The organism is Nocardia fusca NBRC 14340 (assembly GCF_001618425.1).
Lineage (GTDB): Bacteria > Actinomycetota > Actinomycetes > Mycobacteriales > Mycobacteriaceae > Nocardia > Nocardia fusca.
In genome coordinates this window covers 116,961-128,302 of record NZ_BDCU01000033.1, presented here as the reverse complement: position 1 = coordinate 128,302, position 11,342 = coordinate 116,961, and the positions used below count along the sequence as shown (strand labels likewise).

Here is an 11,342-nt window from a genome sequence, read left to right as displayed (position 1 = left end):
TGCGACAATTGAGCACCTCCGGCCAAGGGCGGGACGGGCCTCGACCCTTTGTGGGCCTCGCTGAACTCGGCACCGGGGGTAGTTGCGCATCGAGGAGGGGTCGCCGCAGGAATTTCGAAGCTCGTATCTCGCAGTGGGAGCGCGGGCTTGCCCGCCGCGGAAGGGGGCTTGCGTGGCTCGCTGTTAGGCTCGTGTTCTCCGCCGAGATAAAGTTGAGTCGACCCGACTAAGCTCACGGGCGGGCGGCTCAATCCATCAGGAGCCACGCGGCCGGCCGTGGGAAGCCGGAGCCGTGGACAGCGACCAAGGACTAAGAGAACTCAAGTGGCACGGGACTACTACGGATTGCTCGGTGTAGGCAGGGACGCCTCCGACCAAGAGCTCAAACGCGCGTATCGCAAGCTGGCTCGCGAACTGCATCCCGATGTGAACCCGGACGAAGCGGCGCAGACCCGGTTCAAGGAGGTCTCCGCGGCGTACGAGGTGCTGTCGGATCCGGAGAAGCGCCGCATCGTCGATATGGGCGGTGACCCGCTGGACGCCGGTGGCGGCGCCGGCGGTTTCAGCGGCGCCGGTTTCGGCGGCCTGGGCGATGTATTCGAGGCGTTCTTCGGCGGGATGAGCGGCGGCGGGGGCGCCGGTGCCCGCAAACCGCGTGGGCGGGTGCAGCCGGGCGCGGATTCGCTGGTACGGACCCGGCTGAGCCTGGCCGAATGCGCGGTGGGGGTCACCAAGCACCTGACCGTCGATACCGCGATCCTGTGCGACCTGTGCCAGGGCGCGGGGACCAACGGCAATTCCAGCCCGGTGCGCTGTGAGACCTGCGGCGGCGCCGGTGAAGTGCAGTCGGTGCAGCGATCGTTCCTCGGTCAGGTACTGACCTCGCGTCCGTGCCCGACCTGCCGCGGTGCCGGCGAGACGATCCCGGACCCCTGTCACAAATGCGGCGGCGACGGCCGGGTGCGGGCGCGGCGGGAGATCGCGGCCCCGATTCCGGCCGGGGTGGCCAACGGGATGCGGGTGCGCCTGGCCGCGCAGGGCGAGGTCGGCCCCGGTGGCGGGCATGCCGGCGACCTGTACGTGGAGATCGTGGAACAGCCGCACGACGTGTTCGTTCGCGACGGCGACGATCTGCACTGCACCGTCCGGGTCCCGATGGTGGACGCGGCACTGGGCACCACGGTGGTGATCGACACCATCATGGACGGTCCCACCGAGCTGACCATCGGTCCCGGTACCCAGCCCGGGGAGATCTCGGTGCTGCGCGGGCACGGTATGCCGCGGCTGCGTTCCAGCTCCCGCGGTGACCTGATGGCGCACCTGGATATCGTCGTGCCGACCAAGCTGGACAGTAAACAGACCGAGTTGCTGCGCAAGTACAAGGGTTTGCGGGCCAAGGACAAAGCCGAGGTGATGTCGGCGCAGTCCGAGCACAACAGCGGCCTGTTCGCCCGGTTGCGCGCATCGTTCAGCGGACGCTGACCCGATGGCCGCCACGGTCTTCTACCTGGACGAGATCCCGGCACCGGGCGCCGTCGCGGTGCTCGACGGCGCGGAGGGCCGGCACGCGGCCACGGTGCGCCGTATCCGGGCCGGCGAACCCGTCACGCTCTCCGACGGCCGCGGTGTACTGGCGGATTCGGAAGTCGTCGCCGCGCAGAAAAACCAGCTCGAACTGCTGGTCCGGGACCGTCGCCGCGCCGAGCCGGCATCGCCGGCGGTCACCGTGGTCCAGGCGTTGCCGAAATCCGAGCGTTCCGAGCTGGCCGTCGAGCTGATGACCGAGGCCGGTGCGGATGTGGTCGTGCCGTGGCAGGCCGCGCGCTGTGTCTCGAACTGGGAGGCCAAAGCGGACAAGGGCGTGGCCAAATGGCGGTCGGCGGCGAAGGCCGCGGCCCGGCAGTCCCGGCGTGCCTACATCCCCGAGGTCACGGCCCTGCACCGGACACCGGAGGTGGTGGACGCCGTGCGCGCCGCGACGGCACAGGGCGCGGTGGTGGCGGCCCTGCACGAATCGGGCGTGGGTGCCTTCGCCGAGCTGCCGTGGCGCACCGCCGCGGCGATCACGCTGATCGTCGGCCCGGAGGGCGGCCTCGACGATGCCGAGCTGACCGCGCTGAGCGCGGCGGGAGCCGAGGTGGTCCGGCTCGGACCCACCGTGCTGCGCACGTCCACGGCTGCCGCGGTGGCGCTCGGAGCACTGGGGGCACTCACCACCCGCTGGTGACCACCGGGTGAACAGCCGGTCCTAGCGGTCCGCGACGCCGTGATCGGCCGGAATTCCACTGGGACCTGTCGGGGCCGGGAGTTAGACTCGTGCCAGCGACAGCATTCGCACTCATCTCCACCAGCGGCGCAGCACCGCAGCTCCGAGACCGGAAAGCAGGCCATAGCGACTACGTGCGATCACAAGGCGATAGCGGCGACCAGAATCCCTCCGCGGGCGAGAACGGTGCCTCGGGGCCCGGGGCACGCACCGTCCGTTCCAGTATCGAACTCGCACCCGAATCGGTTTTCCCCTTCCTCGGCTCCGCGGACGAAAACCTCCGTGAACTCGAAGAGCTCCTCGTCGCGGATATCCATGTGCGCGGCAATGTGGTCACGCTCACCGGCCCGGCGGCCGATGTGGCGCTGGCCGAGCGGGTCGTCGAGCAACTGGTCGCGCTGACCGGCCGCAACCGGGTGATCACGCCCGAAGCGGTGCGGCATACGGTCTCGATGCTCACCGAGGGAAGTTCCGAATCACCCGCCGAGGTGCTCAGCCTGGACATCCTGTCCCGCCGCGGAAAGACGATCCGCCCGAAAACGCTGAACCAGAAGCGCTACGTCGACGCGATCGACGAGAGCACGATCGTCTTCGGTATCGGTCCGGCCGGTACCGGTAAGACCTACCTGGCCATGGCCAAAGCAGTGCAGGCGCTACAGACCAAGCAGGTCAACCGCATCATCCTCACCCGCCCGGCGGTCGAGGCCGGGGAGCGGCTGGGTTTCCTGCCGGGCACCCTGAACGAGAAGATCGACCCGTATCTGCGCCCGCTCTACGACGCGTTACACGACATGATGGATCCGGAAGCCATCCCCAAGCTGATGGCGGCCGGCGTGATCGAGGTCGCGCCCCTGGCGTATATGCGTGGTAGAACCCTGAACGATTCGTTCATCATCCTGGACGAGGCGCAGAACACGACCGCCGAGCAGATGAAGATGTTCCTCACCCGGCTCGGGTTCGGGTCGAAGATCGTGGTGACCGGTGACGTGACCCAGGTGGACCTGCCGCACGGCGCCCGGTCCGGGTTGCGGGCGGCCACCGAGATCCTCGGTGATATCGAGGATATCCATTTCGCCCAGCTCACCAGCAGTGATGTGGTTCGGCACCGGTTGGTCTCCGATATCGTCGACGCCTACGAGAAGTTCGAGGCCGAGACCCGGCCGCCGGTGGGTCCGCCGCATATGTCGGGCAACCGGGCGCAGCGGCGAGCGGCGGGGCGCACGGCACGGAGGTGACCCGGCCGTGCGCGAGTGCGAATGGGCTGCGCCCGACCGCACCCATTAGGCTGACCAGGTGAGTATCGAGATCGCCAACGAGTCGGGTATGGAAGTGCCCGAAGAAGACCTGGTGGGCGTCGCCCGGTTCGTGATCGACCGGATGGATGTGCACCCGGCCGCCGAACTGTCCATGGTGCTGGTGGATCTCGACACCATGGCCGACCTGCATATGCGCTGGATGGATCTGCCCGGTCCCACCGATGTGATGTCGTTCCCGATGGACGAACTCGAACCCGGTGGCCGGCCGGACAGTCCCGAGCCGGGCCCGTCGATGCTGGGCGATATCGTCCTGTGCCCGGAATTCGCCTTGGACCAGGCGGCCAAGGCCGGCCATTCCCTCGATCAGGAACTCGCCCTGCTCACGGTGCACGGGGTACTGCACCTGCTCGGTTACGACCATGCGGAACCGGCCGAGGAGAAAGAGATGTTCGCCCTGCAGGGCCGGTTGCTCGAACAGTGGTACGAGGAGTTGCGGGAGGCGCAGCGGCGGGCCGAACTGGCCGCCCGGGACGCCCGCCTGCTGGGCAAGACGGGGTTCGCCGCCCCGGAGGGCGACCGCGCGTGGCCGGGTGACGCGCACGCGTGAACGAGATGACCCTGCTGCTGGTCGCCGTCTTGCTCGCTGCCGTGGGTGGTGTCTTCGCCGCGGTGGACTCGGCCCTGAACACCCTGTCCCCGGCCCGGCTCGACGATATGGCGCGCAGCGACCGCCCCGGCGCGGTGCGGCTGGGCCGGATCGTGGACGATCGGCCCCGCTACGTCAACCTCATGGTGCTGTTGCGCATTCTGTGCGAGATCACCGCGACCGTGCTGCTCGCCGCCGCGCTGAGCAGTTTCCTGGACAGCGGGTGGGCGCTGCTGGTGACCGCGGTGGTGATGGTGCTGGTCTCCTATGTGGTGATCGGGGTGGGGCCGCGCACCCTGGGGCGTCAGCACGCGTACACCATCTCGCTCGCGGCGGGGCTGCCGCTGCAGTTCATCGGCGCCCTGCTGGGCCCGGTGAGCCGGTTGCTGATCCTGCTCGGTAACGCGATCACACCGGGTAAGGGTTTCCGCAACGGCCCGTTCGCCTCGGAGATCGAATTGCGCGAAGTGGTCGATATGGCGCGGGAACGCGGTGTGGTCGCCGACGACGAGCGCCGGATGATCCAGTCGGTGTTCGAACTCGGTGATACCGCGGCGCGCGCTGTGATGGTGCCGCGGACCGAGATGGTGTGGATCGAGGCCGATAAATCGGTGGCGCAGGCGATGTCGCTGGCGGTGCGTAGCGGACATTCGCGGATCCCGGTGATCGGGGAGAACGTCGACGATATTCTCGGCGTCGTCTACCTGAAGGACCTGGTGCCCTACGCCGACCGTGGGCGTAGTGTCCGGGTGCGCGAGGTCATGCGGGACGCCGTGTTCATGCCCGATTCCAAACCACTCGACGATCTGCTCGACGAGATGCAGCGGCGCCGCAACCATATGGCGCTGCTGGTGGACGAGTACGGCGGTATCGCCGGTCTGGTGACCATCGAGGATGTGCTGGAGGAGATCGTCGGCGAGATCGCCGACGAATACGACACCGACGAGACCCCGCCGATCGAGGAGATAGAACCGGGCCGGTTCCGGGTGTCGGCGCGGTTGCCGATCGCCGACCTGGGGGAGCTGTACGGGCTGCCGATCGACGAAGAGGAAGTCGACACCGTGGGCGGACTACTCGCGCACGAACTGGGCCGGGTGCCGCTACCGGGCGCCGAGGTCGTCGCGCACGGGCTGGAGCTGCGCGGCGAAGGCGGCGCCGACGCGCGCGGGCGGGTCCGGGTGCACACCGTGGTGGTGGGCCGGGCGCCCGAGCACAATATGGAGACCGATCCGGGACCGGCGCGGGAGACCGCGTCCGCCCGGCACGACGAGGGAGCAGCCGATGAGTGAACTGGATGCCGAGGACAACAAGTTGCTGGTGCTCGCCCGGGGCGCGCTCGGTCGCGCCGGCGGCGCGGCGGGCGCGGCGATCCGCGATACCGACGGGCGCACCTATGCCGCTGGTGAGGTCGGGTTGCAGGCGTTGCGGCTCACGGCCTTGCAATCCGCGGTCGCGGCCGCGATCTCCAGCGGTGCGGAGGGGTTCGAGGCCGCGGTGGTGATCGGCGGGAAGTTCGCGGACGCCGGGGTGGCCGCGGTCCGCGAGGTGTCCGCCGGAGCGAAGATCATTTTCGCCGATGCCTCGGGTGCGGTGTTCGATATCGCCGAGGGTTACGAGGCGTCCGATGCCTGAACCCACCGAGGGTGAGTTCCGTTCCGGTTTCGTCTGTTTCGTCGGCCGGCCCAATACCGGTAAGTCGACGCTGACCAATGCGCTGGTGGGCGCGAAGATCGCGATCACGAGTTCGCGGCCGCAGACCACCCGGCACACCATCCGCGGCATCGTGCACCGCGAGCACACCCAGCTGATCCTGGTCGACACCCCCGGGCTGCATCGTCCCCGGACCCTGCTCGGCCAGCGGCTCAACGATCTGGTGCGCGACACCTATTCCGAGGTCGACGTGATCGCGCTGTGCATCCCCGCGGACGAGAAGATCGGTCCGGGGGACCGCTGGATCGTGCAGCAGGTGCGGCAGATGGCGCCGAAGACCACGCTGCTCGGCGTGGTCACCAAGATCGACAAGGTGGGTAAGGACCAGATCGCGCGTCAACTGATGGCGATCTCCGAGCTGCTCGGGCCGGAAACCGATGTGGTGCCGGTTTCGGCCACCAAAGGGGAACAGGTCGAGGTCCTGGTCGATGTGATCGCCTCCCGGATGCCGCCGGGTCCGGCGTTCTATCCCGACGGTGAACTCACCGACGAACCCGAGGAAACCCTCATGGCCGAACTCATCAGAGAGGCGGCGCTGGAGGGGGTGCGCGACGAACTGCCGCATTCGCTGGCGGTGGTGATCGAAGAGATCCTGCCGCGCGAGGAGAACGAGGACATGCTCGACGTGCACGCCCTGCTGTACGTGGAGCGGCCGAGCCAGAAGGCGATCATCATCGGTAAGGGGGGCGCCCGGCTCAAAGAGGTCGGGACCAACGCGCGCAAGCAGATCGAGCACATTCTCGGCAGCCGCATCTACCTGCATCTGCATGTGAAGGTCGCCAAGGACTGGCAGCGCGACCCCAAACAGCTGGGCAAACTGGGCTTCTGAGGTCACTCGGCGGATCGGTCGGACGCCTGGTCCCGGGTGGGTGCGCCGGCATCGGGCCTTCGGGTGTCGCGCGGAATCGAGAGTCCGGTTGCGGCGCGAACGCGGTGATTTCGCACGCTTTCCGCGCGCCGGATACCGACCCGCTCACGACACCGGAAGTTAGCTGAGGTTTGGCTTCCTTGGGGTGGCGGAGGTTGGACTAGGCCGATATGCTTCGGCCCGTACCCGAATTGACCGGAGCGAAACCATTTTTGATCCGACGATTCGGTAACGGCACGATGTGGTGCCGCATGCGGGCTCGGCTTTGGGTCGGCAGGACCAAGCGCGAGCGGGGGGACCCGACTTTATGTACGAATCAGTGCCGGCGGCCTCGGCGTGGACGGTGGGCCGGAAGCAATTACTGGCTCCGGTGCTGGCCCTGGGGATCTCGGTCACCGTCGGTATCGGACTGCTGGCCGCCGCCATCCTGTCGGTCGCGCCGGCGGACCGGGTGATCACCGCCGTATGGGTCTCGATCGCCGTGGTGGCGGCCTGTACCGCCGTCGCCACCGCCGTCTACTTCCGCGGCCTGATCGCCGCCGAGCAGCGCCGCGCCGCCGAAGCGCTGGACCTGCTCGCCCGCAGCGAGCAGCGGGCGGCGGTCGCCGAACAGGCGGTGGTGGCGGAGAAAGAGATCAGCGCCACCAGTGAACGCCGCCGGTTGGCGGCCATCGCGTCGCTGGCGAACGCCGCCGGCCGGATGCAGGCCATGACCACCAGCATGCTGGCGAATCTGCAGGAGCTGGAACACCGCTACGCCGATCAGGCGGTGCTCACCGATCTGCTCGAAATGGACCATGCCACCGCCCAGGCCGGACGACTCGCCGACAGTATCGCCATTCTCAGCGGTGCCCGCACCGGCCGGCGCTGGGCCAAACCGATCCTCATGGAACGTATTCTGCGGGCCGCGATCGGGCGGGTCGGCGGCTACCAGCGGGTGCGACTGCGGGCGATCGTCGATATCGCCATCGCCGGGCACGCGGCCGAGGGCGTGATCCACGCGCTGTCCGAACTCGTCGACAACGCCTGCCGGTTCTCCCCGCCCACCACCGAGGTGCACATCTACGCCGCGGAGATCCCCGCCGGCCTGGTGGTGACCATCGAGGACAGCGGCCTGGTGATGAGCGAATCGTCGCTGCAGCGGGCACAGCTCACCGTTTCCGGCGCCGAGGGGGACGCGACGGAGGGGCTCTCCTCGCTCAACGGCACCCGGTTCGGTCTCGCGGTCGTGGGGCGGCTCGCGCGCAAACACGGTCTCACCGTGAGCTACCGGCCGTCCGCGATAGGCGGGACCGCGGCGGTCGTGATGATCCCGCGCGAACTCACCGCCCGGATCGAACCGCCCGCCACCCCGGCCCTGCCGACCGGTCATTCGGCTGGCCAGGCCGTCCTTCCACCCGGCGTCGGGGACGCACCCGATTCCGGTCCCTTCGCCGTGGTACCGGAAACCGGCGCTCGGTACCGTGCCGCACCCGCGGAAGCCGCCGCGGCCGACTCGGACCTTCCGCGGTACAACTCCACCAGCCGGCCGGCGGCCCAGTACGTTTCGGGTCGGCACAGCGTCCAGCAACACAGTTTCGGCGAATTCCCCGCGGTGGCCGCGGCCGAGACCGAGGCGACCGCCACCACCGTGCTGCCCAAGCGGCGGCGGGGCAGCACCCTGGCCGCCGCGCATCCGGGTGGTCTGCCCGATCCCGACTCCTTCGAGGGTGCCGCCGCGCACGATCCGGCTCCGAAACGCCGGTCGTCGGCGTCGTCGCTGGGTGCCTTCCAGCGGGCGGTCACCGGCCGTGCCGGGGACGACGCCCAGCCGTTCGGCGGACCGATCCAGTCGCCCGGCAACGGGGCCGCGCGACCGTCCCGTCACTCCATGACAACCGACTGGGAGAACGATCGATGACGATGACATCGGATCCAGCGCAACTGGATTGGCTGTTGCAGCGGCTGCTGAGCGAAACCGCCGGCGCGCGGCACGCGGTGCTGCTGGCCGCGGACGGTATCCAGATGTGCCATACCGCGGGACTGTCCATGGACCAGGCCGACCGGCTCGCCGCGATCGCCTCGGGCGTGCAGGCGCTGGCGGGTAGCGCCTCGGCCGAGTTCGGGAACGGCCGCGGCGGGGTCCGCCAGTCGATGACCGAGTTCTACGGCGGCATCCTGTTCATCGTCGGTGCCGGCGCGGGCGCCCAGATCGCGGTGCTGGCCGACGACGACGCCGACGCCGGTCTGGTCGGCGCCCAGATGGCGGCGCTGATCGAGCAGGTCGGGGAGTATCTGTCCGCACCGCCGCGAGGGAGCCGAGCGAGGCTGCTGTGAACCGCCCCGGCCGCGACGACGAACCCGACCGCTTCTACACGCTCACCGGGGGTCGCGCCGCCCCCACCACCGATGAGTTCGATCCGGTGACCCTGGTGGTCAGTGAATGCGCGCCCACGGCGGCCATGCAGTACGAACACGCGGCGATCCTGTCCATGTGCCGGCAACCCACCGCGGTGGTGGAGATCGCGGCCGAATTGCGGTTGCCGATCGGCATCGCGACGGTTCTGGTCGCGGACCTGCTGCACGCAGGCAAAGTCACCGTTCGCCACCCCGAACTCGATACGGGCCCTTACGGTGACACGTTCGATATCGACATGCTCGAGAAGGTGCTAGTTGGACTCCGTAGCCTATGACGACCGCCCCACGCGCGCCCGGGCGCCACTGAGCAGTTCGGTGCGGCATGCCCTGAAGATCGTCGTCGTCGGCGGTTTCGGGGTCGGTAAGACGACCATGGTCCGCGCGGTGAGCGAGATCCAGCCGCTGGACACCGAGGCGGTGATGACCAACGCCGGTGTCGGAGTGGACGATCTGTCCGGGGTGGCCGGGAAAACGACCACCACCGTCGCCTTCGATTTCGGCCGGATCAGTCTCACCGACGAATACGTGCTGTACGTGTTCGGCGCGCCCGGTCAGGAACGGTTCTGGTTCCTGTGGGACCGGTTGTTCACCGGAGCGCTGGGTGCGGTGGTGCTCGTCGATCCGCGGCGGATCAGTGATTCCTGGTACGCGATCGACCGGCTGGAATACCAGGGCACCCCCTTCGTGGTGGCATGCAACTCCTTCGAACCGATCCCGCCGGCGCTGGACGAGGTCCGCGACGCCCTCGACCTCGATCCCCACGTACCGCTGTTCGCCTGTGACGCGCGCTCGCGAGTGGCCGGCAAACAGGTGCTGATCGGACTCGTCGAACACCTCATCGAGCGCCAGGCCCCGCCCGCGGCGACAGCGGAGGCCCGATCGTGACCCGTCCGGACTACAACACCGGGATGTCGCCGGGCGGTTGCCCGGTCGCCCCGAGCGGTGCGGTCACGCTGGACGGTCCCGGTTTCCACTCCGACCCTGCCCTGCTCTACACGCGGATGCGGTCCGAGTACGGGCCGGTCGTCGCGGTGGAGCTCATCGGCGGTATCCCGGCGTGGCTGGTGATCGGCTATCGGGAACTGCACCAGGTCACCACGGACGGCTTGCTTTTCCCGCGGGATTCGAGCCTGTGGAACCAGTGGCCGATGATCCCACCGGATTGGCCGCTGCTGCCCATGGTCGGCCGGCCGCAGCCCGGCATCTATTTCACCGCCGGCGCCGCGCACGCCCGGCATGTGAGCCTGGTCGAACCGGCCCTGGAATCGGTGGACCCGTTCGCGTTGCGCACCGCCTGCGAACAACTCGCCGACGGACTGATCGACCGTTTCTGCGGTCGCGGTTACGCGGACGTGGTCACCGAATTCGCCGAGCTGCTCCCGGTGCTGACGCTGGCGTGGATCATGGGCGTGCCGGAATCGGACGGCTCGTATCTGGCGCAGACCATGCAGACCCTGTGCGACGGCGGTCCGGAAGCGCCCGCCGCCTACCTGCGGTTCGTCGAGTACATGCAGAAGCTGCTGGTGCAGAAGAAGGCCGCCCCCGGCCAGGATCTGGTGTCGCGGATGCTGGCCCATCCCGCACCGTTCGCCGACGAGGAATACGTCCTGAACATGCAGTCGGTGACGGCCGCCGGTCATCTGCCGACCGCCGACTGGATCGGTAATTCGATCCGCCTCATGCTGGTCGACGACCGGTTCGCCGCCGCATTCGGCGCCGCCCGGCACAGTATCGGCCAGGCGATGACCGAGGTGTTGTGGGAGGACACCCCCACCCAGATCCTGGCCGGCCGCTGGGTTTCGCGCGATACCCGGCTCGGTGAAGCCCTGGTGCGCCGCGGCGATATGTTGCTGCTCGGTCTGGCCGCCGCGAACGCGGATCCGCATATCCGGCAGTACTCCGGTGCCGGCGCCGAGCCCGCCCATTCCGGCAATGCCGCGCATTTCGCCTTCGGCCACGGCGAATACCGCTGCCCCTATCCGGCGCAGCAGATCGCCGAGATCATCGCGCGGACCGGGATCGAGGTACTGCTCGACCGGCTGCCCGACCTCGATCTCGCGGTCCCGGCCGAGTCCCTGATCCGGCGGCCCTCGCCCTTCCTGCGCGGATTCACCGCGCTTCCGGTCGATTTCACTCCTGTTCCCGCCGTTGGAGGTGGCTCTTGAGCCGGCAATGTCCGCATACCGCGACCCTGACAAT

At 68.7% G+C, this 11,342-nt stretch carries 12 protein-coding genes; all 12 read left to right on the top strand.

What is annotated here, in order from left to right; translation table 11 throughout:
* The first annotated feature begins 324 nt into the window (after positions 1–324).
* The 12 genes from dnaJ (at position 325) to NF4_RS22595 (ending at position 11,308) form a co-directional block, all read left to right on the top strand.
* Positions 325–1,482: a molecular chaperone DnaJ gene (gene dnaJ, locus NF4_RS22650; protein WP_063129374.1), complete on the top strand. Its 1,158-nt coding sequence runs from the start codon at positions 325–327 to the stop codon at positions 1,480–1,482.
* Positions 1,483–1,486: 4 nt separating this feature from the next.
* A complete protein-coding gene (locus NF4_RS22645) occupies positions 1,487–2,227 on the top strand; it encodes a 16S rRNA (uracil(1498)-N(3))-methyltransferase (RefSeq protein ID WP_063129373.1) in 741 nt (246 codons plus the stop codon).
* Positions 2,228–2,400: 173 nt separating this feature from the next.
* Positions 2,401–3,501: a PhoH family protein gene (locus NF4_RS22640; RefSeq protein ID WP_063129372.1), complete on the top strand. Its 1,101-nt coding sequence runs from the start codon at positions 2,401–2,403 to the stop codon at positions 3,499–3,501.
* A 58-nt stretch (positions 3,502–3,559) separates the two neighbouring features.
* Positions 3,560–4,129 carry an rRNA maturation RNase YbeY gene (gene ybeY, locus NF4_RS22635; protein WP_063129371.1) on the top strand — a complete coding sequence of 190 codons (570 nt, stop codon included), beginning with the start codon at positions 3,560–3,562 and terminating at the stop codon, positions 4,127–4,129.
* A gap of 5 nt (positions 4,130–4,134) precedes the next feature.
* Positions 4,135–5,457 (top strand): hemolysin family protein, encoded by a 1,323-nt coding sequence (locus NF4_RS22630; RefSeq protein WP_063129396.1) that lies wholly within the window; start codon positions 4,135–4,137, stop codon positions 5,455–5,457.
* Positions 5,450–5,800 carry a cytidine deaminase-like protein gene (locus NF4_RS22625; protein ID WP_063129370.1) on the top strand — a complete coding sequence of 117 codons (351 nt, stop codon included), beginning with the start codon at positions 5,450–5,452 and terminating at the stop codon, positions 5,798–5,800. Before NF4_RS22630 ends, NF4_RS22625 begins: the two co-directional genes overlap by 8 nt.
* The gene (era, locus tag NF4_RS22620; protein ID WP_063129369.1) at positions 5,793–6,707 is read left to right on the top strand and encodes a GTPase Era; all 915 of its coding nucleotides are present in this window, start codon (positions 5,793–5,795) and stop codon (positions 6,705–6,707) included. The genes NF4_RS22625 and era overlap by 8 nt, the downstream gene beginning before the upstream one ends.
* A 346-nt stretch (positions 6,708–7,053) precedes the next feature.
* Positions 7,054–8,646 (top strand): sensor histidine kinase, encoded by a 1,593-nt coding sequence (locus NF4_RS39425; RefSeq protein WP_063814671.1) that lies wholly within the window; start codon positions 7,054–7,056, stop codon positions 8,644–8,646.
* Positions 8,647–8,648: 2 nt separating this feature from the next.
* The gene (locus NF4_RS22610; protein ID WP_030523153.1) at positions 8,649–9,062 is read left to right on the top strand and encodes a roadblock/LC7 domain-containing protein; all 414 of its coding nucleotides are present in this window, start codon (positions 8,649–8,651) and stop codon (positions 9,060–9,062) included.
* A complete protein-coding gene (locus NF4_RS22605) occupies positions 9,059–9,418 on the top strand; it encodes a DUF742 domain-containing protein (protein ID WP_063129368.1) in 360 nt (119 codons plus the stop codon). The genes NF4_RS22610 and NF4_RS22605 overlap by 4 nt, the downstream gene beginning before the upstream one ends.
* A complete protein-coding gene (locus tag NF4_RS22600; protein WP_063129367.1) occupies positions 9,399–10,028 on the top strand; it encodes a GTP-binding protein in 630 nt (209 codons plus the stop codon). The genes NF4_RS22605 and NF4_RS22600 overlap by 20 nt, the downstream gene beginning before the upstream one ends.
* Positions 10,025–11,308, top strand: a complete 1,284-nt coding sequence (locus NF4_RS22595; RefSeq protein WP_269749645.1) for a cytochrome P450 family protein — start codon at positions 10,025–10,027, stop codon at positions 11,306–11,308. Before NF4_RS22600 ends, NF4_RS22595 begins: the two co-directional genes overlap by 4 nt.
* Positions 11,309–11,342: the final 34 nt, after the last annotated feature.